Source organism: Streptomyces sp. NPDC101227 (genome assembly GCF_044767545.1).
Lineage (GTDB): Bacteria > Actinomycetota > Actinomycetes > Streptomycetales > Streptomycetaceae > Streptomyces.
In genome coordinates this window covers 114,870-137,589 of the sequence record NZ_JBIWOD010000020.1, presented here as the reverse complement: position 1 = coordinate 137,589, position 22,720 = coordinate 114,870, and the positions used below count along the sequence as shown (strand labels likewise).

At 71.1% G+C, this 22,720-nt stretch carries 21 protein-coding genes and 1 pseudogene; 14 read left to right on the top strand and 8 right to left on the bottom strand.

The window, feature by feature from the left end:
- Positions 1-47 precede the first annotated feature (47 nt).
- From ACIRPT_RS34280 to ACIRPT_RS34250, 7 genes are all read right to left on the bottom strand, one after another.
- Positions 48-914, bottom strand: a complete 867-nt coding sequence (locus ACIRPT_RS34280) for a universal stress protein (protein WP_403834431.1) — start codon at positions 912-914, stop codon at positions 48-50.
- A 181-nt stretch (positions 915-1,095) separates the two neighbouring features.
- On the bottom strand, positions 1,096-2,007 hold the full coding sequence (locus ACIRPT_RS34275; protein WP_403834428.1) for a hypothetical protein: 912 nt from the start codon (positions 2,005-2,007) through the stop codon (positions 1,096-1,098).
- The gene (locus tag ACIRPT_RS34270) at positions 2,007-3,281 is read right to left on the bottom strand and encodes a VWA domain-containing protein (protein WP_403834425.1); all 1,275 of its coding nucleotides are present in this window, start codon (positions 3,279-3,281) and stop codon (positions 2,007-2,009) included. The genes ACIRPT_RS34275 and ACIRPT_RS34270 overlap by 1 nt, the downstream gene beginning before the upstream one ends.
- 90 nt (positions 3,282-3,371) lie before the next feature.
- Positions 3,372-3,905, bottom strand: a complete 534-nt coding sequence (locus ACIRPT_RS34265) for a hypothetical protein (protein WP_403834422.1) — start codon at positions 3,903-3,905, stop codon at positions 3,372-3,374.
- A gap of 49 nt (positions 3,906-3,954) precedes the next feature.
- Complete coding sequence (locus ACIRPT_RS34260; protein ID WP_403834489.1) at positions 3,955-4,860, bottom strand: hypothetical protein; 906 nt, start codon at positions 4,858-4,860, stop codon at positions 3,955-3,957.
- A gap of 294 nt (positions 4,861-5,154) precedes the next feature.
- Complete coding sequence (gene trxA, locus ACIRPT_RS34255) at positions 5,155-5,493, bottom strand: thioredoxin (protein ID WP_403834420.1); 339 nt, start codon at positions 5,491-5,493, stop codon at positions 5,155-5,157.
- A complete protein-coding gene (locus tag ACIRPT_RS34250) occupies positions 5,493-5,981 on the bottom strand; it encodes a MerR family transcriptional regulator (RefSeq protein ID WP_403834417.1) in 489 nt (162 codons plus the stop codon). Before ACIRPT_RS34250 ends, trxA begins: the two co-directional genes overlap by 1 nt.
- Before the next feature lie 477 nt (positions 5,982-6,458).
- Here ACIRPT_RS34250 and ACIRPT_RS34245 point away from each other — a divergent pair.
- The 13 genes and pseudogenes from ACIRPT_RS34245 to ACIRPT_RS34185 all read left to right on the top strand — a co-directional run.
- Positions 6,459-6,896: pseudogene (locus ACIRPT_RS34245) on the top strand (nitroreductase family deazaflavin-dependent oxidoreductase); the annotation flags it as partial.
- Positions 6,897-7,080: 184 nt separating this feature from the next.
- Positions 7,081-7,467 (top strand): VOC family protein, encoded by a 387-nt coding sequence (locus ACIRPT_RS34240; RefSeq protein WP_403834414.1) that lies wholly within the window; start codon positions 7,081-7,083, stop codon positions 7,465-7,467.
- 321 nt (positions 7,468-7,788) lie between these two features.
- A complete protein-coding gene (locus tag ACIRPT_RS34235; RefSeq protein ID WP_403834411.1) occupies positions 7,789-8,178 on the top strand; it encodes a cell division protein SepF in 390 nt (129 codons plus the stop codon).
- Positions 8,179-8,233: 55 nt separating this feature from the next.
- Positions 8,234-9,685, top strand: a complete 1,452-nt coding sequence (locus tag ACIRPT_RS34230; RefSeq protein ID WP_403834408.1) for a biotin transporter BioY — start codon at positions 8,234-8,236, stop codon at positions 9,683-9,685.
- Positions 9,682-10,056 (top strand): nucleotide pyrophosphohydrolase, encoded by a 375-nt coding sequence (locus ACIRPT_RS34225; protein WP_403834406.1) that lies wholly within the window; start codon positions 9,682-9,684, stop codon positions 10,054-10,056. The genes ACIRPT_RS34230 and ACIRPT_RS34225 overlap by 4 nt, the downstream gene beginning before the upstream one ends.
- 413 nt (positions 10,057-10,469) lie before the next feature.
- Positions 10,470-10,925, top strand: coding sequence for a DUF6099 family protein (locus ACIRPT_RS34220; protein ID WP_403513783.1), 456 nt, complete (start codon positions 10,470-10,472; stop codon positions 10,923-10,925).
- Between the two features lie 132 nt (positions 10,926-11,057).
- Positions 11,058-11,267, top strand: a complete 210-nt coding sequence (locus tag ACIRPT_RS34215) for a hypothetical protein (RefSeq protein WP_403834403.1) — start codon at positions 11,058-11,060, stop codon at positions 11,265-11,267.
- 35 nt (positions 11,268-11,302) lie between these two features.
- On the top strand, positions 11,303-12,226 hold the full coding sequence (locus ACIRPT_RS34210) for an LLM class F420-dependent oxidoreductase (protein WP_403834401.1): 924 nt from the start codon (positions 11,303-11,305) through the stop codon (positions 12,224-12,226).
- 86 nt (positions 12,227-12,312) lie between these two features.
- Entirely contained in the window at positions 12,313-13,929 is a 1,617-nt protein-coding gene (locus ACIRPT_RS34205) for a 3' terminal RNA ribose 2'-O-methyltransferase Hen1 (RefSeq protein ID WP_403834399.1), read from the top strand.
- The gene (locus ACIRPT_RS34200; RefSeq protein WP_403834397.1) at positions 13,926-16,745 is read left to right on the top strand and encodes a polynucleotide kinase-phosphatase; all 2,820 of its coding nucleotides are present in this window, start codon (positions 13,926-13,928) and stop codon (positions 16,743-16,745) included. The genes ACIRPT_RS34205 and ACIRPT_RS34200 overlap by 4 nt, the downstream gene beginning before the upstream one ends.
- A 264-nt stretch (positions 16,746-17,009) precedes the next feature.
- Entirely contained in the window at positions 17,010-18,245 is a 1,236-nt protein-coding gene (locus ACIRPT_RS34195; protein WP_403513795.1) for an arginine deiminase, read from the top strand.
- 130 nt (positions 18,246-18,375) lie between these two features.
- Positions 18,376-19,380 carry an ornithine carbamoyltransferase gene (gene argF / locus ACIRPT_RS34190; RefSeq protein ID WP_403834394.1) on the top strand — a complete coding sequence of 335 codons (1,005 nt, stop codon included), beginning with the start codon at positions 18,376-18,378 and terminating at the stop codon, positions 19,378-19,380.
- 203 nt (positions 19,381-19,583) lie between these two features.
- Entirely contained in the window at positions 19,584-21,044 is a 1,461-nt protein-coding gene (locus tag ACIRPT_RS34185; protein WP_403834392.1) for an amino acid permease, read from the top strand.
- On the opposite strand, the gene ACIRPT_RS34180 is transcribed toward ACIRPT_RS34185, so the two are convergent.
- Positions 21,028-21,507, bottom strand: a complete 480-nt coding sequence (locus ACIRPT_RS34180) for an ATP-binding protein (protein ID WP_403834389.1) — start codon at positions 21,505-21,507, stop codon at positions 21,028-21,030. The genes ACIRPT_RS34185 and ACIRPT_RS34180 overlap by 17 nt on opposite strands.
- Before the next feature lie 384 nt (positions 21,508-21,891).
- On the opposite strand from ACIRPT_RS34180, the gene ACIRPT_RS34175 reads away from it, so the two are divergent.
- Complete coding sequence (locus ACIRPT_RS34175) at positions 21,892-22,719, top strand: enoyl-CoA hydratase family protein (RefSeq protein WP_403834386.1); 828 nt, start codon at positions 21,892-21,894, stop codon at positions 22,717-22,719.
- Position 22,720: the final 1 nt, after the last annotated feature.

Genomic DNA, 22,720 nt, shown 5'->3' with positions numbered 1-22,720 from the left:
GCTCTGCCTCCGCTTCCTCCGCCCGGCCCGGTCGGGCCCGTCGGCCGTCACTCGTGCGGCACCACCGCCACCGCACACGGCGCGTGATGCACGGCCGCCTGCACGACATGGCCGATGCGCGTCGCCAGCATCCGGCGCTTGTGCCGGCGCCCGACGATCAGCAGCCCGGCTTCCGTGGCGGCGTGCAGGAGCGCCGGCGCCGGACTCTCCAGCTCCACCCGGGCGTCCACCCGCACGTCCGGGAACTTCTCCCGCCAGGGCCGCAGCGCCTCGGCCAGCTCCTGCCGCGCATCCGCGGCCGTCTGCTCCGCGGCATACGGCTCCACACCACCGCCACGGTTGTACGCGTGCGCCGGCAGATGCTGACCGTGTACGGCGCGCAGCGTCACGCCCCGGGCCGCGGCGCTGTGGAAGGCGAACGTGAGCAGCGCCTCGCAGGGCTCGTGCAGACTCAGCCCGACCACCACATCGCCGTCGCGCCCGGTCGCCGACCCGTGGAGGGCCCGTACGAGGACCACCGGGGTCTCGGTGTGCGCCACCATCTGGAGCCCGACCTCGCCCAGCACATAGCGGGAGAGGGGGCCCAGGTCGCGCGAGCCGAGAACCACCACGTCCGACTCCCCGGCGGCCTCCTTCAGCGCCGCCAACGGGTCCCCGGTCATCAGGACCTCGTCCACCGCCAGATCCGGCTCCTGCGCCCGTACGGCCTCCCGCGCCTCGTTCATGATCCGGTGCGGCCAGTAGTTCTGATCCCGCTCGTCAGGGGGTGGGGAGGTCTTCTCCGGCGCCAGCAGCACCCACGCGTGCAGCAGCCGCAGCCGGGCGTTCCGCAGCCGCGCCTCGTGCGCCGCCCACCGCGCGGCGGCCAGCGATTCGGGCGTACCGTCCAGGCCGACGGTCACGACGTCCTTCATGGCTTCGCTCCGTTCCACACCCTCTACCTTCCTCCGCGCCCCGGACCTGGGCCACTCATCGCCCCGGCCGGGGCGGGGGCGGGGGCGCGGTCACCGGTGGAGCACCGACGAAAGTGACCGCGGCGCGGGGCCGCGGTCACTTTGGCGAGAGGGAGTGCGAGAGGGCGGGATACGGGGAGGGTCAGGCGCCCGGCGGCACCCGCGACGGGCGGCCGGAGCCGCGGGTCAGGGTGTAGCCCCCGATTCCGGCCAGGGCCGCGAGCAGCCCGCCGACGGCCGTCCAGACCCAGCGGTCGGACCACCAGCCGGAGGACCAGCCGCCGTCCGGCCCGGCCGCTGCCGTCGGCTGGTCCGGCGACGCGCTCGCCTCATCCGTGGCCGTCTCCTCGTCCTGCGGCGTCGCGTCGTCCTGCGCTGTCGCGTCCGCTTGCGGTGTCGCGGCGCCCGCTCCCGGTACGAGCGGCGCGGCGAGGGAGCCGTCAACGGCCTGTGCGCCGCCGGCCTCGGCCGTATCGGTGCGGACCTCTGCGTGCACCGGCAGCCCGAGGTCCGCCTGCGGCAGATCCACGACCGTCAGCCGCACGTAGTAGCTCCCCGGCAGCGGGTCGTTCGCCCAGGGCTCCGCCCAGCCGCGGACCGTACGCAGCGCGCAGGACAGCTCGACGGAGTCCGCGTCCTGCGCCGCCGCCTTGGTCTGCGCCCCGTACCGGCACGCCTGGCGGCGCCGCAGCCCGTCGTACACATCGAGCTGCCAGGTGGCGGAGCCGTGCCGGGCGGCGGCCTTGGGCAGCGTCACCTTGGCCGTGACCGTGGCGCGCTGCCCCTGGTCCACCGGGACCACCCAGTACAGGTAGTCACCGGTGGACGCGCTCGCCGTCGCCCGCTGGCCGGGCTTGATCGCGGTCGCGGTACGGAACGACGTACCGGCCTCGGTCGGCCCCTCGGCACCGGACCTCGCGTCGGAACCCGTGCTGGAACTGGGCGAAGGGCTGTCCGCCGCGGCCCAGCCCGCCGCACCGAACAGCGCGGCGCCCGCCACCACACACGACGTCAGCGCGCGCCGGGTCAGCACACCTACTCCTATGGCACGCATCAGTTGGTCCTCCAGACGGAAATGCGCCAGCGCGAGATCCAGCCCCACAGCAGCCCGGCGACCAGACCGGTCAGCACCAGCGCGCCCAGCAGCCACCACCCGCGTCCCAGGCCGAAGGCGGCCGGGTCCGCGGCGTCATGCGGCGCGTCCACCAGGTCGACGGTCAGCTCGACGGGCAGGCCGGGCGTCGTCTTGACCGAGGCCGGTGCCGAGAAGGAGTTGCTGACCTGCAGACACACCGTCTCCGCCGCCGGCTCGTCCGCCCCGTCGGAGGCGTCGGCCGACGCCTTCGGATACCGCAGCCCGGACGAGATCACATCGGTCCGCCCGCTGCCGGCTTCCGACCCGCGCACGATTTCCCGGCCATGGACCGTCGAGGCCCGCAGCAGGACCCCGTAGTCGTTGTTGACCGCGCGGTCCGCGGCGACGCTCACCGACGCCCGCAGCTCCTGACCCGGCCGGACATCCACCCGGTACCAGCGGTGCTCGGCGAACTTCTCCCGGTCGCTGTAGAGACCGGGGGTCAGCTTCGGCGCACCCTCGCACTGCTGCGCGCCTTTGGTGGCCACCGGAGTGACGACCGGATGGGCCGCTCTGTCCACCAACTGATGGACGCGGTTGCGCAGTTCACTGGTGTGCTGCACCGAGGTGTAGGTCCCGCCGGTGGCCTCGGCGATGCACGTGAGCTGCTTACGGGTCTTGGCGTCCGGCAGCAGGCCGAGCGTGTCGACGGTGAGGTGGATGCCCTGCGAGGCGATGTCACGCGCCACTTCGCAGGGGTCGAGCGGGGCGCAGGTGTCCTCGCCGTCCGTGATCAGGACGATCCTGCGGGTCGCGTCGCCGCCCTTGAGGTCAGCGGCCGCACCCTGCAGAGCCGGCCCGATCGGCGTCCAGCCGGTGGGGGCGAGCGTCGCCACCGCCGTCTTGGCCTCGGTCCGGTCGAGCGGGCCGACCGGGTAGAGCTGCGTGGTGTCCTTGCAGCCGCGCTTGCGGTCCTCCCCGGGGTAGTTGGCGCCGAGGGTACGGATGCCGAGCTGCACCTCGTGCGGCACCGCGTCCAGCACCTCGTTGAACGCCTGCTTCGCCGCGGACATCCGCGACTGTCCGTCGATATCGCGGGCCCGCATCGAGCCGCTGACGTCGAGTACCAACTCGACCTTGGGGGAGGGCTTCGCATCGGGCTCGTCCGCAATTGCGGATCCGGGAAGAAGCCCGACGGCCAAGGCGGCGAGCAGCCCGCACATCCCGGCCGCCAGCCGTTTTCTTATGATCATCGCCGGATCGTATTGAGGATTCGCCCCGGCGCCAAAACGGCCTGTTTGCGGGCTTCTCGAAGGCGCGGGCCTGCACTGCCCGCACCGCCCTCACTCCCTCTGATGGGCGGCACGGGCCGCGTCCACAAAGTCTTCCAACGCTTTCCAGAAAGGACTGAAAGCGGCATCGAAGGCATCGGGGCTGTCACGGTCCCCGTCAAGCCCGGCCTTGACGGCCGCAAAGAAAGGACCTGTCGTTTTTTGCAGAGCGAGCGCTGCGTCGGCGGCCCTGGGCGGGCCTTCCAGTTCGACGACGCGTGCGCAGCGGCGGATCTTCACGTACTCGGCGACCTCGCGATCGTGCAGCGCCGCAAGGGCGGCGGCACGGTCACCGGAGTCCGCGAGGCGGAGGGTGGTGGATATTTCCCAGTACAACTCGCCCATGAGGTGGGTCTGTTCGATCAGGTCCAGGTAGGCCGCGCGCCGGCTCTCGCGGAGCCGTTCGGCGCGCTGTGCGCCCGCGGCGATCTCCGCCTGTATCCGGGCGGCCTGGGTACTGCCGCGGCTGGCGACCCAACTGGCGAGCACCGCGGTGCCGCCGGTCAGCGCCGCGATCGCCAGAGTCCATACCGTGCTGTCGCCCACGCGGCGTCACAATACCCAGGCCCCGACGAGGCACCTTGCGGAGGTGCCGCTATGAGGGGAACTGGCCCGGCGGCACCTCGCTCGTAGTCGCATTGCCGCCGATCACCTTGTTCAGCGTGAAACTCAGCACGGTGTACTGCGTGCCGCCGGCGACCCGGACCGTCCGGAAGTCCGCCGTGTCGTCGAACTTCTGGAAACTGCACTCGCGGGTAAAGGACCGCTTCCCGCCGTCCCAGTCCTCGCCGGTAGTGAAATACACCGTGTAAGACCCGCTGTTGACGCTCTGTACGGTCGCATTGTCGCCACCGCGGACATACACCGAGAACGCCGTCCGCTCGCCCCGGGTCAGCGTCACCACGGCGTCGGTACCGGTGCCGTTGTTGATGGTCAGCCGCCCCAGGCCGCCGCGGCTGCCGTCGCGGACGAAGGCGCCGTTGCCGAGCCGGCGGTGCTTGGCCTTCTCGGTACGCGGCAGCCGCACCGTGGCGTCGTAGCCGAGAGCGGTGAGCGCGCGCCCGGCCTCCTTGACGTCCCCGGGGCTCGCGGCCGTACCCAGTTGGACACGCGGCGAGGTGGCGCACCGCCCGCCGTCACCGTGAGCGCTCCGCAGATCCCGCCCCAGCCCCCTTAGCGCGGAGGCCAGTTGACTGTTCCCCGCGCCGGCGTTGTCCGGCGTCCGTGCGCCCTCCAACGCCTCGGCGGACGCATCCGCCTTGTCGGCCGCCTCCTCCAGCGCCTTGTTCAGCGCGCCGCCTTCCCGCGCCCGGTCGACCGCGCGCAGGGCGCCGGTGAGCGGGCCGAGGGCGGCGGTCAGCGTACGGCGGTAGGCGGCGGGATCGACGCTCGGCGTGGGGCTCGCGGACGGCGGCGTCCCGGCTGACGGGCTCGCCGACCCACCCGCCGCATCATCCGTTCCCCCGCCCGCCGAACACCCCGCCAACGGCAGCGCCAGCACCAACCCGACAGCGAGCCCGACGGCCCGCCGCGCCAACCGCCGCCCGATGACGCCACCTGAGCCCGCACCCGCGCCCGCATCCGTGGACCTGGACGTGGATGCGGACGTGCACGTGGACCTGGACCTGGACATGGACCTGGAACCCACCATGCTTCCCCCGTTCCCCCGGCTCGCGCATTCCCCCGTATCCCGGCGATCACCGGGACAAGCCGACCACCAGGCTTCTCCGCCCGCTGAGGGCTGTCAAGGGAGCGCAAGCCGAACGCTTCCGCTCACGCCCCCCGACCGCGTACCTCACACCACATCCGCAAGTTCTTGCTGCAATCGCCGCTTCGGCCGCGCACCCACCAGCGACCTCACCGGCTCGCCCGCACGGAAGACCATCAGCGTCGGCATCGACAGCACGCCGTAGGCGCTCTGCGTCACCGGATTGCTGTCCACATCGAGCTCAACGATCCTGAGCCGCCCCGCTTCCTCCCGGGCAAGCTCCGCCAGCACCGGCGAGATCATCCGGCAGGGCGCGCACCAACTCGCCGTGAAGTCGACCAGGACGGGCAGTTCGGAGCGCAGCACCTCCTCCTCGAACGTCTCGTCCGTTACGGAGAGCACGGCGGCGTCATGCGTCTGCGACATCAGTTCTCCTCGTGTGTGGGTGTGGCTGTGGTGGTAGGCGTGGACGCGGCTGTGGACGCGGCCGGCCGGCCGAAGGACGACAGCTCACACAGCGGTTCCGGCGCAGGCCCGGGCCCGGACCTCGGGTTGCCCCGCGCCTCCGCCTCCGCGTGCCCCAGCTGCCGCCGCACCGATTCCCGTACGTCCTGAAGTTCCTCGATGCAGCGGTCGAGTTCGGCGAGCTTGCGGCGATAGACATCGATCGAGGCGGGACACGCATCGCCCGTCGGGTGCCCGGCCTGGAGGCACTCCACGAACGGGCGGGTCTCCTCCAGCTCGAATCCCAGGTCCTGCAACACCTTGATCTGCCGCAGCACGCGCAGATCGTCCTCGCCGTAGTCGCGATAGCCGTTGCCGTCACGCCCGGCGGTGAGCAGGCCACGCGACTCGTAGTAGCGCAATGCGCGCGCCGTGGTCCCCGCGCGCTGCGCCAGATCACCGATCCGCATCTGCGAGCCCCTTCTGCATCAGTCGGTCCTTGACCGGTCTCGATGGACGGTAGACCTTGACCTTGACGTCAAGGCCAGCGCCTCGGCAGGTCGCCATGGCGGTACCGCACGGCTCCGCGTTGACAGACCACGGCCCGGTGGCTGTAATGCCTGCGTGGCACGTCACGCCGACCAAAGAGAACTGGGCCGGTCGGTAGTGGGGCGACCACCATTCATCGAGGGGCCAAGCCATGAGTTCATACTCCGCACCCCGCATCTGAGCACCCGCTGCTGAGCATCTGCACCTGACGCGAGCGCGTCCGCGCGTCGCCCCTCCCCCTTGGCGTCACCGCGTCATGCCGTGCCGTGCCGTGCCATGCCCTGACGAGCGATGGTTCGCTCCGTCCCCCGGCAACGCCCGGTTCCGGGCGGGGCCGTACGCGCCACTGCGCGCCGCGCACCACGCCGCAATCTTCCTGTCTGGAGAACCGATCCCGTATGACCAACTCCCAGCCCTTCAACCAGTGGGTAATCGACGAGTTCCGCGCCAATGCGGGACGGGTCGGTGGCCCCTTCGAGGGCGGTGACCTGCTCCTGCTGACCACCACCGGCGCGAAGTCGGGAAGGGAACACACCGTCCCTCTCGCCTACTTCCGCGAGGGCGATCTGCTGCTGCTCATCGCCTCCGCCGCCGGAGCGCCCCAACACCCCGCCTGGTACCACAACTTGCTTGCCCAGCCCATGGTGCGGGTGGAGGTCGGCACCGAGGCGTTCGAGGCGATCGCGGCCCCCGCCGAGGGCACCCGGCGGGACCGGCTCTTCGGACAGGTGGTGCAAGCGGCCCCCGGGTACGCCGACTACCAGAGCCGTACGACCCGAACCCTGCCGGTCGTGACGCTCCAGCGCGCGGCAGCGCCGTCGCCGACCCCGCCTGCGGCCGCACCGAACCGCACCGGATGATGCAGGGGTTGCGGGAACTCCTCGACCACGAGAAGGAACCGCAGTCATATCCACATCCACATCCACACCCACATCCAAAGAAGCAGACGCAGAAGCAGACGCGGATGCCACTACACAGCTACACCCCACGGAAAGGTTGCACTGTCTTATGCAAGGCCTTATGCGAGTCAAGGACTTCGACCACCTGGTGCTCAATGTTCACGACGTCGAGCGATCGCTGGCGTTCTACTGCGGCCCCCTCGGACTGGAGCCGGTCCGGGTGGACGAGTGGCGGGCCGGTGATGTGTCGTTCCCGTCGGTGCGGGTGAGACCGGAGACGATCATCGATCTGGTCGAACGGCCTCGCGGCGAGTCCAATGTGGACCACATCTGTCTGGTCGTTGATCCGCTGGATTGGCAGGAGGTCATCGACTCGGGCGCGTTCACCGTGCTGGAAGGACCGGTCACCCGGTACGGCGCGCGCGGCGATGCGCAGTCCATCTACGTAGCGGATCCGGACGGCAACACGGTGGAGCTGCGCTGGTACCCGGAGGACGCCGGGCAGTAGCACGGCGGAGGAAGCCGGTGGGGTGGGGCCGGACCCGCCCCACCGGAACCCGTTCCATCACAAGAGCGGATGAACAGGCACACAGAAACTCGACCCCCGATCTGCCAAGGCTGTCCGCGCGGGCCGGGAGCCATGGTGCAGGATGGAGCCGGGATGTGACGCCCCGTGTGTCGCGCCCACCGAGCTTTGTATGTTTATCGGTAGAATTCGCGCGATGCAGATACCTTTTCAGATGCCGTCCCAGATGCCGATTCAGATTCCGTCTCAGATGGCGATGCGGATCCCGCAGAGAGCCAGCGACCCTGTGAGTGAGGTGATTCGGTGAACGGTCCCGATGCCACCGACGAGCAGTGGGAGGGGCTCGCCGAGGTCGTCCCGCTCCGAGGCAGCGGTGAATGGCCGTCCTGGCCCGATCACCGCGCCCTCCCCGAGGACGATCCGGCGGAGGAGAAGCGACGGTTCATGGTCATCCGCGTCCAGACCTTCGCGGACGCACGCGAGGTGGCCGAGTACCTCATGGCGCAGATCCCCGTTCTGCTGGACCTCAGCGGCGCCGACACCGATGTCGCCAAGCGCATCCTGGACTTCTCCAGCGGGGTCGTTTTCGGCCTCGGCAGTGGGATGCACCGCGTCGACACCAATGTCTTCCTCCTCGCGCCGATCGGTACCGAGGTTGCCGAACCGGCCGCCGGTGCTGTCCCCCGTTCGTAGGAAGAGCTGTTGGGCGTAACGGTTCTCCGTGCGGGCCGCTGCATAGCGTCCCCATATGAATACTGACAGTGCGCGGCCGACGGTCACCGAATTGCGGCTTTCCGCCTTCAAGAACCATCGTGGCGTCACCCTTCCGATCGGCCCGGTGACCCTGCTGAGCGGCGAGAGCGGCAGCGGCAAGTCCAGCGCGCTGCAGGCGTACGAGATCCTCTCCCGGCTCGGCAGCGGAGAGCCGCTGGCGCGCGCGGTGGGGACGGTGGCGGGCGGTGCGGCGGCGTGCATTCCGGCGGGCGCGCGCCCCGACGAACAGGGGCGGCGCGGCTTCCGCATCGGCTGCACGGTCGACGGTCCGGCCGGCCCGGTCAATCTCGATCTCGCCGTACAGGCGGAGCCCGAACTCCGCATCGTCGGCGAACGGCTGACCGGCGGCGGCGAGACGCTGCTCACCACGGCGCTCATCGACCCGGCCCGCCACGCCGTGCAGGCGGCCTGGCACACGGCGGGCTCGACACCGGTGACCCGCGCGCCGCTGCCCGATGACCGGCTGGGGACCTCTCTCCTCCCGCTGCGCGTGGCCGGCAAGACCGCGGGCCAGCAGCTCGTCCTGGCCGCGGCGGAGCAGGTCGTGGTCGCGTTGCGGTCGGCCTTCGCGTGCGATCCCCGGCCGGAGGCCATGCGGGAGACGGGGCGAGGCGCGGCACCCGTGGCCGATGTGGCCACGACGGCGGTGGGTGCGGGGAGCGGGAGCGCGCGTGCCCGGGGGCGGGCGGGGGGCCGGGGCGTCGCGGCAGGCAGCTGGGGCCGGGACGGGGACGGGGGGCCGGACGAGGGGCGGCTGCGGTCGTCGTGCGAGAACCTCCCGGCGGTGCTGGAACGGACCAGCCGCGAGTGCAGGCGACGGCATGCGCTCCTGGTGGCGGCGGTACGGGATGCCTGCGCGGGTCCGGTGGACGGGCTCCACGCGGTCCCGCGAGAGGCGATCGCGGGCGGTGCGGACGGCGGGGTGAGAGCGGCGGCCGGGGCCGGGGGTGCCGGGGACCGGTCGGCCGTGGGTGGGGCGGCAGCGGGTTCGTGGGGCGGCGGACGGCCGGAGCGGGGCGCGGCCGGCGCAGTGGCGACACGGCCGGCTCCGGATCCGGGTGCGTCGCGGCCGGCACCCGCGCCTGCGGGGGTGCGGGCCCTGGTCGACCGGGGTGCGCTGGGAATGATGCCGGTCGAGCAGCTCGGCGATGGGGAGCTGAGATTTCTCGCGCTGGCGCTGGTCCTGCTCACCGGGCCCGGGGTGCTGGCGATGGATCCGGTGGGGGAGATCCCGTCGGCCCAGCAGCAGCTGACCGTGATGGCGGACGGGCTGGACCGCTGCATGGACCACCGGCAGGCGCGCGAGCTGATGTCGCTGGCCGTGCGGATGGCCGAGCGCGGGCACGTACGGCTGCTGGGGACGGTAGGGGACCCGTCGGTCGCCGAGGGGCTGCCCGGTGTGCGGGTGCTACACCTAGGGGTATGAGTGACGATCTTCATGCCCTGCAGCGACGGCTGGCCGAATTCGCGGCCGCCCGGGACTGGCAGCAGTACCACACGCCCAAGAACCTGGCGGCGGCGCTCAGCGTCGAGGCCGCCGAACTCGTCGAGATCTTCCAGTGGTTGACGCCGGAGGAGTCGACTGCGGTGATGTCCGACCCCAAGGCGGCCGGCCGGGTCGAGGACGAGGTCGCGGATGTGCTGGCGTATTTGTTGCAGTTCTGTGAGGCGCTGGGGATCGATGCGCTGACGGCGCTCGCCGCGAAGATCGAACGCAATGAGTCGCGCTTCCCGCCGGTCCGCCCGGCGGGGCCGGACGGGCCACGGGGGAGCGAGGGCCGGGTGGGAGAGGAGTAGGGGGCGCGAGCGGAGCGAGGGGGAGTAAGGGGGCGAGGGGGAGCGAGGGGGTCATCCTTTTGCCCTTCTTGCTCCCCCTCTTGCTTCCCGCCCGCTTCCCTTCTGCTTCCGTCTGCGTGCCGGGGCGCGATCGACGAGAATCGCGTTGATCCGTGTGACAGGAGTGTCGTCGAAGATTCAAGTGCCTTGTGATGGCAGGGTTGTTGGCGATGGCAGGGTGGCCTGAGGGGGAGGAGCGGGGCCGGGCGCGCATTTCGTCACTCTTTGGAGTCATCGATCTTTCCACAGCGCCTTGCTTGTCCACAGATTTGCGAAATCCTCTGGCTTTTTTGGGTGTTCACCCTCACTCTGGGTAGTGGAAACAGTGCGGGGTGAAGGCGAGTGATGGGTGATGAGGAAGGGAGGGGGCGCGGATGGACGCGGTGCGGATCATCGCGGCCAGCCGGCGCGGGCTGGCGCGGGCGAGCACGGTCCAGGACGTGGTGGTCGAGGCGTGGCAATCGCAGGCATTGGCGGAAGCGATAGGCAGCCATCTCGCGATAGTGGGGCCTTATGAAGTGCGCTCCAGAGCCCAGGGGTTGGGTGACGCGGGCGGGCAGTTCAGCGGGGGACTGCTGTGCCAGGCGCCGGCCACCGACGGGCTGCGGGCAGCCCAGCTGTCCGAAGTACGCGATGTCAAGGCCGCTTTGACGGGCCTGTGCCAACTACTGCAAGAGGTCTGCGAGGCACTGGTGAGCGTGGTGTGCTCGGCGGACGAGGAGGGGATGTACTGGACCTGTGTCGAGGCCATGGACACGGCCGATGAGTCGAGAGACCACGTAGCCGGAATACTGGAAAAACTAGAGGCGCGCGAACGCAACCTCGCCTGACGGGCGACGGGCCCGCCCCGGATCGCGACGGCGCGGTATGCCACCCGGCAGCGGCATGCCGATTGTTGCCGACCCGTCCCGCCCGTACCTGACTTCTACGCCCCTGCCCACGCCCTGCCCACGCCCAAGCCCATGCGCACGCCCAAGCCCATGCGCACGCCCTTGCCCGAGGTGGCCTCCGCCCGCCTCCGCTGCCGTCACCCCGGCCGCCACGGCCACCGCCCGGCCGATCCGGCCTTCTGCGGCCAACGCCCCGCGACCACGCACGGCTCCGTCACCACCGCCGCCGACGGCCCCGTGCCGGCCGGAGGTGACCCGACCTGGTGCATCGACCCGCCCTGACGGTTGGCCCGCCGTCGAGCGTGCAGGATGGAGGTATGGACCTACGAATCTTCACGGAACCCCAGCAGGGCGCTTCCTACGACACTCTTCTTACGGTCGCCAAAGCCACCGAAGACCTCGGCTTTGATGCGTTCTTCCGGTCCGATCACTATCTGCGGATGGGCAACGCCGACGGGCTGCCCGGCCCGACGGACGCCTGGATCACGCTGGCCGGCCTGGCCCGCGAGACCCGGCGCATCCGCCTCGGGACCCTGATGACGGCGGGCACCTTCCGGCTCCCCGGTGTGCTGGCCATTCAGGTGGCGCAGGTCGACCAGATGTCCGGCGGCCGGGTCGAGCTCGGCCTCGGTGCGGGGTGGTTCGAGGAGGAGCACAGGGCGTACGGAATCCCCTTCCCCAAGGAGAAGTTCGCGCGCCTGGAAGAGCAGTTGGCGATCATCACCGGCCTGTGGGCCACCGAGGAAGGAAAGGAGTTCACCTACCGCGGCAAGCATTTCCAGCTCGAGAAGTCGCCCGCGCTGCCCAAGCCCGCCCAGGGCAAGGTGCCGGTGCTGGTCGGCGGGCACGGCGCGACGCGTACGCCGCGGCTGGCGGCGCAGTACGCCGACGAGTTCAACATTCCCTTCGCCTCGCTCGAAGACAGTGAGCGCCAGTTCGGACGGGTGCGGGCGGCCGCCGAAGCCGCCGGGCGGAGGGGCGATGACCTGGTGTACTCCAACGCCCTTGTGGCCTGCGTCGGCAAGGACGACGCCGAGGTGGCGCGGCGAGCCGCGGCCATCGGACGGGAGGTGGATGAACTGAAGGCCAACGGCCTCGCGGGCTCGCCCGCCGAGGTCGTCGACAAGATCGGTCGGTACGCCGCCCTCGGCGCCTCCCGGATCTATCTGCAGATGCTGGACCTCGACGATCTGGATCACCTGGAGTTGATCTCCGCCAAGGTGCAGTCGCAGCTGAGCTGACACCGGACTCCGGGCGCGGTCGTCGCGGGCGGGCACTGCCGGAAAACGGGTGGGAGATCGCGGCCCGTGAAGCGATACTCGGATATGTGTTCCTGACGATAACGACCACCGGCAGCGCCGACCGTCCCGCGACCGACCTCGGATACCTGCTGCACAAGCATCCCGACAACGCCCAGCAGTTCTCGACGGCGTACGGAGTCGCACATGTCCTCTACCCCGAGGCCGACGAGCATCGGTGCACGGCAGCCCTGCTGCTGGAGGTCGATCCCGTCGCCCTGGTCCGCCGGGGACAGGGGAAGGGCCGTGGTGGCGCTCCGGATTCGGCGCTCGGGCAGTACGTCAACGACCGTCCGTACGCGGCATCCTCGCTGCTGGCAGTGGCGCTGCGCAGCGTCTTCGCCAGCGCGATGAAGGGGCAGTGCAAGGCGCGGCCGGAGCTGCCGGGGCGGGCGATGCCGCTGCGGATAGAGGTGCCGGTGCTGCCGGCGCGGGGCGGGGCGGAGCTGGTGGGCAAGCTCTTCGAACCGCTGGGCTGGTCGGTGGTTGCGGAACCGCTGCCGTTGGACGAGACGTTCCCGGAGTGGGGCGACTCGCGCTATGTACGGCTCGTCCTGGAGGGGGAGCGCAGGCTCGACGAGGCGCTGCGGCATCTGTATGTACTGCTTCCGGTCCTGGACGACGCCAAGCATTACTGGGTCGCGCCCGATGAGGTCGACAAGCTGCTGAGGGCCGGCGAGGGCTGGCTGGAGGACCATCCGGAGCAGCGGGTGATCGTCGGCCGCTATCTCGCGCGGCGCTGGGCGTTGACGCGCCAGGCCATCGAGCGGCTGGCGCTGGAGCGGCTCGCCGAGGCGGATGACGTCGACGGCGAGGAGATCGACAACGCCGTGGACGAGGAGGTGGACACCGAGCAGAAGCCGGTACCGCTCGCCGTGCAGCGACGGGAGGCGATCCTGGCGGAGCTGCGTGCGGCCAAGGCGGCGCGGGTGCTCGATCTGGGCTGCGGACAGGGGCAGTTGGTCGGTGCGCTGCTCAAGGAGCGACAGTTCACCGAGATCGTCGGGGTGGATGTGTCGATGCGGGCGCTGCACGAGGCACGGCGCCGGCTGCGGCTGGACCGGATGTCCGAGCGGCAGTCGGAACGCGTACGGCTCGTACAGGGTTCGCTGGCGTACACCGACAGCAGGCTCCAGGGATATGACGCGGCGGTGCTGAGCGAGGTCGTCGAGCATGTGGATCCGGCGAGGCTGCCGGCGCTGGAGTACGCGGTGTTCGGGTCGGCCAGGCCGCGGACGGTCGTGGTGACGACGCCGAACGTCGAGTACAACGTGCGTTGGGAGTCGCTGCCGGCCGGGCACGTGCGCCATGCGGACCACCGTTTCGAATGGACGCGGGAGGAGTTCCGGCGGTGGGCCCAGGAGGTCGGCGCGCGGCACGGCTATGCGGTGACCTTCGGCCCGGTGGGCCCGGAGGACCCCGAGGTCGGGCCGCCCACCCAGCTCGCCCGCTTCCGCCTGGCCGGGGACGACAGCGCTGGTCAGGGGAGCGATGCTGGTCGCGGGAGCGACGGTGGCGGCGCCCACAGTGGCGGCAGCAAGGAAACCGGCAGCAAGGAAACCGGCAGCAAGGAAACCGGTGGCAAGGAAACCGGCAGCAGGGAAAGCGGTAGCAGGTCGATGAGGGGAAAGGAGGCCGCGGCATGACGGACGCCGACCGTACGGAGTACGAGGACGAGAAGCAGCACCAGCACCAGCGCGAGGACCAGCAGGGGAGCGGGGGCGAGCGGGAGAGCGCGCGCCGGCCGCGGCCGTCGGCCGAGCGGCCGCGGCGCACGCTCGCCGTGCCCGACCTCTCGCTCGTGGTGCTGATCGGTGCCACCGGCTCCGGTAAGTCGACCTTCGCCGCCCGGCACTTCAAGCCGACCGAGGTCATCTCCTCCGACTTCTGCCGCGGCCTGGTCAGCGACGACGAGAATGACCAGAGCGCCAGCCGCGACGCCTTCGACGTGCTGCACTTCATCGCGGGCAAGCGGCTGGCGGCCGGCCGGCTGACCGTCGTCGATGCCACCAATGTGCAGTCCGAGGCCCGCGCCCAGCTGGTACGGCTGGCGCGCGAGCACGACGTACTGCCGGTGGCGATCGTGCTCGACGTACCCGAGCAGGTCTGCGCCGCACGCAATGCGGAGCGCGCCGACCGGGCCGGGCTGCCGCGCCGGGTCATCCAGCGTCACCAGCGAGAACTGCGGCGCTCGCTGCGGCACTTGGAGCGCGAAGGCTTCCGCAAGGTGCACATCCTGCGCGGCCAGGAGGAGGTCGAGGCCGCGGAGATCGTCACCGAGCGGCGGTTCAACGACCTGCGCCATCTCACCGGACCGTTCGACATCATCGGCGACATCCACGGCTGCCGCTCCGAGCTGGAGAGCCTGCTCGGCCGGCTGGGCTACGTCCTGGAGCGCGACGCACTCGGCCGGGCCGTGGACGCCGTGCACCCGGAGGGCCGTACGGCCGTCTTCGTCGGTGACCTCGTCGACCGCGGGCCGGACAGCCCCGGTGTGCTGCGCCTGGTGATGGGCATGACCGGGGCCGGCCACGCCCTGTGCGTGCCCGGGAACCACGAGAACAAGCTCGGCCGTTACCTCAAGGGGCGCAACGTCCAGCACACCCATGGGCTCGCCGAGACGATCGAGCAGCTGGAGAAGGAGGACGACACCTTCCGCGCCGAGGTGGCGGACTTCATCCAGGGGCTGGTCAGCCACTACGTCCTGGACGGCGGCGGGCTGGTGGTGTGCCACGCCGGGCTGCCGGAGAAGTACCACGGCCGGACATCGGGCCGGGTGCGGTCGTTCGCGCTGTACGGCGACACGACCGGCGAGACCGACGAGTTCGGCCTGCCCGTGCGCTACCCGTGGGCCGAGGAGTACCGGGGCCGCGCCGCCGTCGTCTACGGCCACACGCCCACCCCGCGTGCCAATTGGCTCAACAACACCATCTGCCTCGACACCGGCTGCGTCTTCGGCGGCACCATGACCGCGCTGCGCTGGCCGGAGCGCGAGCTGGTGGACGTACCGGCGGAGAAGGTCTGGTACGAGCCGGCCAAGCCGCTGGCCACGGAAGCCCCCGGCGGCACGGACGGCCGTCCGCTGGACCTCAACGACGTGGCCGGACGGCGCATCGTCGAGACCCGCTACATGGGACGGCTCGCGGTCAAGGAGGAGAACGCCGCGGCCGCGCTGGAGGTGATGAGCCGCTTCGCGATCGATCCCCGGCTGCTGCCGTACCTGCCGCCGACGATGGCGCCCTGCGCCACGTCCAAGGCCGAGACCGGCGGCGAAACCGCAGGTGAGGGCTATTTGGAGCATCCGGCCGAGGCGTTTGCCGCCTACCGCGCGGACGGTGTGCGCGAGGTCGTGTGCGAGGAGAAGCACATGGGCTCCCGCGCGATGGTCCTGGTCTGCCGCGACGAGGCAGCGGCGCGCGAGTTCCCCCCTGGCCTCAAAGGCATGGGAGGTACCCCCATCGGCGTGCCGGAGGGCGTCTCGGGCGCGCTCTACACCCGTACGGGACGGCCGTTCTTCGACGACCCGGAGACGACCGAACGCATTCTGCGGCGGGTCCGCGAGTGCGCGGAGCGGGCCGGGCTGTGGGGTGAGCTGGAGACGGACTGGCTGCTGCTGGACGCCGAGTTGATGCCGTGGTCCCTCAAGGCGACCGGTCTGCTGCGCAAGCAGTACGCGGCCGTCGGCGCGGCGTCCGGCGCGGTGTTCCCGGGCGCGCTCGGGGCGCTGGAGGCGGCGGCCGCGCGGGGCGTCGATGTGGCGACGCTGCTCGGCAGGCAGCGGGACCGGGCCTCGGACGCCGCCGCGTTCACGGAGGCCTACCGGCGCTACTGCTGGCGCGTCGGCGCGGAACGGCCCACCGGGACCGACGAGCTGGCGGGCATCCGGCTCGCCCCGTTCCAGATCCTCGCCGTACAGGGCCGCAGCCTGGCCGGGCTCGCGCACACCGACCAGCTCGCGATGATCGACCGGCTCATCGAGGCGGAGGCGGACGTGGTGGCGGGGCCGCGAACGGCGGCCGCGCCCGCGGAGCGGGACGGCGGTGCCACGGCACTGCTCGCCCCGACCCGCCGGCTCGTCGTCGACACCGAGGACGAGGCATCGGTTGCGGCCGGTATCGCCTGGTGGCTGGATCTCACCGCGGACGGCGGCGAGGGCATGGTGGTCAAGCCGCTGCAGGCGCTGATACGCGGCGCGGACGGCCGGCTCATCCAGCCGGGCATCAAGTGCCGCGGCCGCGAGTACCTGCGGATCATCTACGGGCCGGAGTACACCCGCCCGGAGAATCTGCGGCGCCTGCGGGTCCGCCATCTCGGCCACAAGCGCTCGCTCGCCCTGCGCGAGTATGCGCTCGGCCTGGAGGCGCTCGACCGGATGGCGGACGGCGAACCGCTGTGGCGCGTACACGAGGCGGTGTTCGCGGTGCTCGCGCTGGAGTCCGAGCCGGTGGACCCCCGGCTGTAGCGAGGGAGCCCCGGGGGCCCGTCCGCCTCGCGCCCCCGGGGCCACCCGGGCACCCGCCGCGCCCCGGTACCACCCGGTCCACGGCGAGCTCGGCGGTCTCGAGCAACCCTCGTACACGGGCGAGGTGTTGGGAACGAGGCCGCCGCTCGGGGTCGCCGCCCCGCCGCTCGGGGCCGCCGCCCCGCCGGCCGGTGCGACCCCACAACATCGGCCGAGATGTCCCGACAAGGTTCGTACTCGCCTCCGAGCGGCCAAGATGGGGAGATGGGATTCCATGTCGACTCCGAGGCCGGGCGACTGCGCCGGGTCATTCTGCATCGCCCCGATCTGGAGCTGAAGCGGCTCACGCCCTCGAACAAGGACGCCTTGCTCTTCGACGACGTGCTCTGGGTGCGCCGGGCGCGGGCCGAGCACGACGGGTTCGCGGATGTGCTCCGCGACCGGGGCGTGGACGTGCACCTCTTCGGGGATCTGCTGGCCGACAGCCTGCGCATCCCCGAGGCGCGGAAGCTGGTCCTGGACCGGGTCTTCGACGAGAAGGAGTACGGGCCGCTGGCCACCGATCACCTCCGGGCGGCGTTCGAGGAGCTGCCGGTGTCCGAGCTCGTCGAGGCGCTGGTGGGCGGCATGACCAAGCGGGAGTTCCTGGAACGGCACCCCGAGCCGATCTCCGTCCGCTTCCACGTCATGGAGATGGACGACTTCCTGCTCGACCCGCTGCCCAACCACCTCTTCACCCGCGACACGTCCGCCTGGATCTACGACGGCGTCTCGATCAACTCCATGCGCTGGCCCGCCCGGCAGCGCGAGACCGTGCACTACGAGGCGATCTACCGTCACCATCCGCTCTTCCGCGGCGAGGACTTCCACGTCTGGTCCGAGGGCCAGGCCGACTACCCCTCGACGATCGAGGGCGGCGACGTCCTGGTGCTGGGCAGCGGGGCGGTGCTCATCGGGATGAGCGAGCGGACCACGCCGCAGGCCGTGGAGCTGCTGGCGCGCGGGCTGTTCGCGGCGGGTTCGGCGCGCACGATCGTGGCGCTGGACATGCCCAAGCGCCGGGCCTTCATGCATCTGGACACCGTCATGACCATGATCGACGGGGACACCTTCACGCAGTACGCGGGGCTGGGGATGCTCCGCTCGTACACCATCGAGGCCGGTTCGGGCGAGCGGGACCTCAAGGTCACCGACCATCCGCCGGAGCATATGCACCGCGCGATAGCGGCCGCCCTGGGCCTGGACGACATTCGTGTGCTGACGCCGACCCAGGACGTGCACTCCGCGCAGCGCGAGCAGTGGGACGACGGATGCAATGTGCTGGCGGTGGAGCCGGGCGTGGTCGTGGCGTACGAGCGGAACGTCACCACGAACACCTTCCTGCGCAAGCGCGGCATCGAGGTGATCACGATCCCCGGGAGTGAGCTGGGCAGGGGACGGGGCGGGCCGCGGTGCATGAGCTGCCCCGTGACGCGGGACGCTGTACCGGGAATGGCCTGACGCGCCGGCCTGACGCGGCCGGTGACCGGTCCCGGAGCGGCGCGAGGGCAACGTATAGGGATACGTAGGCTCGTATACACTTCCAGGGTCTGAGTCCGTACCCCCGATTGCCGCGAACCAGGAGTCCACCATGGCGATAGACCTCACGGGCCGCCACTTCCTCAAGGAGCTGGACTTCAGCGCCGAGGAATTCCGCCGTCTCATCGACCTCGCGGCCGAACTCAAGGCGGCCAAGCGCGCCGGGACCGAGATCGCCCGTCTGAAGGGCCGCAACATCGCCCTGATCTTCGAGAAGACCTCGACCAGGACCCGCTGCTCCTTCGAGGTCGCGGCCGCCGACCAGGGCGCCTCGACCACCTACCTCGACCCCTCGGGTTCGCAGATCGGGCACAAGGAGTCGGTCAAGGACACCGCGCGCGTGCTGGGCCGGATGTTCGACGGCATCGAGTTCCGTGGCAGCCGGCAGGCGGACGTCGAGGAGCTCGCCGCGCACGCCGGGGTGCCCGTCTTCAACGGGCTGACCGACGACTGGCACCCCACCCAGATGCTCGCCGACGTGCTGACCATGGTCGAGCACGGCGGGGGCCGCCCCCTGGAGGAGACCGCCTTCGCCTACCTCGGCGACGCCCGCAACAACATGGGCAACTCCTACCTGGTCACCGGTGCCCTGCTCGGCATGGACGTACGGATCGTGGCGCCGAAGCGGCTGTGGCCCGAGGAGACGGTGATCGACCGGGCCCGCGCGCTGGCCGACGGGAGCGGCGCCCGCATCACCCTCACCGAGGACGTGGCGGAGGGCGTGCGCGGCGCGGACTTCGTCGCCACCGACGTCTGGGTCTCGATGGGGGAGCCCAAGGAGGTCTGGGACGAGCGGATCGCGCTGCTCGCCCCATACGCCGTCACCATGGACGTGCTGCGCGCCACCGGGAAGCCGGAGGTGAAGTTCCTGCACTGTCTGCCCGCCTACCACGACCTGGGCACGGCTCTCGGCCGGGACATCCACGAGCGGCACGGGCTGGACTCGCTGGAGGTCACCGACGAGGTCTTCGAGTCCGCGCACTCCGTCGTCTTCGACGAGGCCGAGAACCGGATGCACACGATCAAGGCGGTGCTGGTCGCGACGCTGGGGCGGTAGCCGGCGCCGGGTGCCGCGCGGCGGGCGACAGCGAACGGCACACCGCCCGCGTTGCATAGCCATACGCCGCAGAGGGCGATCATGCGGACGAAACGGCTACCATCGAGCGGCTCACGGGGTTCGGACCCACCGGTCCGGACCCCGAGCTGCGTGGCCCACCCCCGCCGCGCGCACCGCACCACCAGAGATGAGATCCACCCCCCATGAGCGGACTGCGCATCAAGTCCCCCGACCTCCTCGTCGCCGAATCCGGCGCGGACCTCGAAGGCAACGGCCTCAGGCGCAGCATGGGGCTCTTCCAGCTCGTGTGCTTCGGCATCGGCGCCATCGTCGGCACCGGCATCTTCGTCGGCCTCTCCGACACGGTCGCCGAGGCGGGGCCCGCCGTCATCGTCTCCTTCGTGCTCGCCGCCGTCACCTGCGTCTTCACCGCCTTCTCCTTCGCGGAGCTGGGCGGCGCGATACCGGTTTCGGGCAGCTCGTACTCCTACGCCTACGCCACCCTCGGCGAGCGCACCGCCTTCCTCGTCGGCTGGTGCCTGCTGCTGGAATACGGCATCTCGGTGTCGGCCGTCGCCGTCGGCTGGGGCCAGTATCTGAACGAACTGCTGGGCAGCCTGACCGGCTGGCAGCTGCCCGCCGCGCTCGCCGGCCCGCCCGGTGACGGCGGCATCGTCAACATCCCGGCCGTCGTCGTGATCCTGCTCGCCGCCCTCCTCCTCGTCCGCGGCATCCGGGAGAGCGCCCGCGCGACCGCCGCGATGGCCGTGCTCAAGCTCGCGGTCCTGGTGCTGTTCTGCGCCATCGGCTTCAGCGCCTTCCGGGCAGGTCACCTCGCGCCCTTCGCCCCGCAGAGCGTCGCCGGGATCACCTCCGGTGCCTCCCTCGCGTTCTTCTCGTACATCGGCTTCGACGCGATCACGACGGCCGGTGAAGAGGTCAAGAACCCGCGGCGCAACATCCCCGTCGCGATCCTCATCTGCATCGGCGTGGTCACCGTCCTGTACTGCCTGGTCGCGGTCGCCGCCATCGGCGCGCTCTCCTCCGACCAGGTGGCCGATCAGCCCGCCGCGCTGTCGTTGATCGTCAACCGCGTCACCCACTCCGCGCTCGGCGGCGGCGTGATCGCCTTCGGCGCGGTCGTCGCCATCGCCTCCGTCGTCCTCGCCGTGATGTACGGCCAGACCCGCATCCTGATGTCGATGTCGCGCGACGGCCTGATCCCGCGGATCTTCGAGCGGGTCTCGCCCCGGACCTCCACCCCGGTCGCCAACACCTGGATCGTCGCGATCGTCTTCGCGGTCCCGGCGGCGGTGGTCCCGCTGGACGTGGTGATGAACCTGACCACCATCGGGACGCTGGCCGTCATGGCGGTGGTCAACGTCAGCGTGATGGTGCTCCGCCGCACCCGCCGCGATCTGCCGCGCCGCTTCCGGGTGCCGCTCTTCCCGGTCAGCCCGCTGCTCGGGATCGGCTTCTGCCTCTATCTGATCTACGGGACCGGCCCGGCGACCTGGCTGCAGTTCGCCGCGTTCCTGGTCGTCGGCGCGCTGGTTTACGCCTGCTACGGGCGGCGGCGGTCGCGGCTGGCGTCGGCGGGGCCGGTGGCGGCCGGCGAGGGTGCGGCGGCCCCGGCTCCCGCCATGGCTACGCGAGAAGGGTGAACCAGACGGCCTTGCCGTGCGGCGTCGGGCGGCAGCCGGCGGCCGAGCTGAGCGACTGGACCAGCGTCAGGCCGCGGCCGCTCTCGCCCTCGCCGAGGGACCGGCCGAGGTCGTTGCCGCAGCCCGCGTCGTTGCCCGGGCCGTTGCCCGCGGCGCTCTCTTCGCGGACGGTTTCACCGCACCGGCCCGCGCACGACGCCGCTTCCCTGTCGTGCACCTCCACCTGGCAGCCGGTCGCCACTCGCTCCACCACCAGGTGAAGGGGGCCGGTGCACGGGGTGTGCCGGACGGCGTTGGTGACCAGCTCGGCGGCCAGCAGCTCGGCGGTGCCGCCGTCCGCGCCGGCCCGTAGATCCAGCAGAGCCGTACGGACCAGCGCGCGGGCCAGGGAGACGGCGGCCGGGGCGTGCGGCAGCGCGATCCGCCAGACAGGGGTGTGGGGCGGTTCCGGCATGTCCAGCATGGCGCTTCCGTTCGCAAGAGCCCGATGGGATGTCTTCACGGTAGAAAGCGCCCAGGGCGCGTGGGCAGGGCCGGGCGGCCGGGATCGATGGGACCTGAGTCCCATGGCGGACGGGACTTTGGTCCCTACGCGGCGATCACCTCGGGCACGGCGGCAACGCGGGTTCGCCCCGCCCGCGGTACACGATGCCCCCTCACCCCCGCCCACCGGCTACCGGCCAACGCCCGTCGCTCTATCGCGTTCTCGTGACGGCGGTAATGAACCGGTGATAGCTTCAAAGGGCAGCACCCCGGCGCATCCCGGCCCAGCCGACCGCGTTCCACCGCACTCCATCGCGCTCCACCGCACGCACCAGCCGTCCGGCCGAAGGGGGCAGGCAGTTCGATGAGTCCGTTCGCAGGATCCGCCCACCCAACCAGCGCCTGGGAACACATCCGTGTGACCAGGAACGACGGGGTCGCCACCGTCACCCTCGCGCGCCCCGAGAAGCTCAACGCCCTCACCTTCGAGGCCTATGCGGATCTGCGGGATCTGCTGGCGGAGCTGTCCCGGGAGCGTTCCGTACGTGCTCTCGTCCTCGGCGGGGAGGGGCGCGGGTTCTGCTCCGGCGGGGACGTCGACGAGATCATCGGCGCCACCCTGACGATGGACACCGGGCAGCTGCTGGACTTCAACCGGATGACCGGGCAGGTCGTACGGGCGCTGCGGGAAGCCCCGTTCCCGGTGATCGCGGCGGTGCACGGCGTCGCGGCGGGCGCCGGTGCGGTGCTCGCGCTGGCCGCCGACTTCCGCGTCGCCGACCCCTCCGCCCGCTTCGCGTTCCTCTTCACCAAGGTCGGGCTCTCCGGCGGTGACATGGGCGCGGCCTATCTGCTGCCCCGCGTCATCGGCCTCGGTCATGCCACCCGGCTGCTGATGCTCGGCGACGCCGTACGGGCACCGGAGGCCGAACGCCTCGGCCTGATCAGCGAGTTGGCCGACGAGGGGCAGGCCGATACGGCCGCCGCCGCGCTCGCCCGGCGGCTCGCCGAAGGACCCGCGCTCGCCCACGCCCAGACCAAGGCGCTGCTGACCGCCGAACTCGACATGCCGCTGGCCGCCGCCGTCGAAATGGACGCCGCCACCCAGGCGCTGCTGATGAACGGCGCCGACTACGCCGAATTCCACGCCGCCTTCACCGAGAAGCGGTCGCCCAAGTGGCAGGGGAAATAGC

Excerpts from the sequence above, each read along its gene's own strand:
- ACIRPT_RS34200 (WP_403834397.1), top strand. The coding sequence starts at position 13,926 with ATGACGGACGCCGACCGTACGGAGTACGAGGACGAGAAGCAGCACCAG.
- ACIRPT_RS34225 (WP_403834406.1), top strand. The coding sequence starts at position 9,682 with ATGAGTGACGATCTTCATGCCCTGCAGCGACGGCTGGCCGAATTCGCG.
- ACIRPT_RS34180 (WP_403834389.1), bottom strand. The coding sequence starts at position 21,507 with ATGCTGGACATGCCGGAACCGCCCCACACCCCTGTCTGGCGGATCGCG.
- ACIRPT_RS34275 (WP_403834428.1), bottom strand. The coding sequence starts at position 2,007 with ATGCGTGCCATAGGAGTAGGTGTGCTGACCCGGCGCGCGCTGACGTCG.
- ACIRPT_RS34210 (WP_403834401.1), top strand. The coding sequence starts at position 11,303 with ATGGACCTACGAATCTTCACGGAACCCCAGCAGGGCGCTTCCTACGAC.
- ACIRPT_RS34250 (WP_403834417.1), bottom strand. The coding sequence starts at position 5,981 with ATGCGGATCGGTGATCTGGCGCAGCGCGCGGGGACCACGGCGCGCGCA.
- ACIRPT_RS34220 (WP_403513783.1), top strand. The coding sequence starts at position 10,470 with ATGGACGCGGTGCGGATCATCGCGGCCAGCCGGCGCGGGCTGGCGCGG.
- argF (WP_403834394.1), top strand. The coding sequence starts at position 18,376 with ATGGCGATAGACCTCACGGGCCGCCACTTCCTCAAGGAGCTGGACTTC.
- ACIRPT_RS34195 (WP_403513795.1), top strand. The coding sequence starts at position 17,010 with ATGGGATTCCATGTCGACTCCGAGGCCGGGCGACTGCGCCGGGTCATT.
- ACIRPT_RS34185 (WP_403834392.1), top strand. The coding sequence starts at position 19,584 with ATGAGCGGACTGCGCATCAAGTCCCCCGACCTCCTCGTCGCCGAATCC.
- trxA (WP_403834420.1), bottom strand. The coding sequence starts at position 5,493 with ATGTCGCAGACGCATGACGCCGCCGTGCTCTCCGTAACGGACGAGACG.
- ACIRPT_RS34175 (WP_403834386.1), top strand. The coding sequence starts at position 21,892 with ATGAGTCCGTTCGCAGGATCCGCCCACCCAACCAGCGCCTGGGAACAC.
- ACIRPT_RS34230 (WP_403834408.1), top strand. The coding sequence starts at position 8,234 with ATGAATACTGACAGTGCGCGGCCGACGGTCACCGAATTGCGGCTTTCC.
- ACIRPT_RS34240 (WP_403834414.1), top strand. The coding sequence starts at position 7,081 with ATGCGAGTCAAGGACTTCGACCACCTGGTGCTCAATGTTCACGACGTC.
- ACIRPT_RS34215 (WP_403834403.1), top strand. The coding sequence starts at position 11,058 with ATGCGCACGCCCAAGCCCATGCGCACGCCCTTGCCCGAGGTGGCCTCC.
- ACIRPT_RS34280 (WP_403834431.1), bottom strand. The coding sequence starts at position 914 with ATGAAGGACGTCGTGACCGTCGGCCTGGACGGTACGCCCGAATCGCTG.
- ACIRPT_RS34270 (WP_403834425.1), bottom strand. The coding sequence starts at position 3,281 with ATGATCATAAGAAAACGGCTGGCGGCCGGGATGTGCGGGCTGCTCGCC.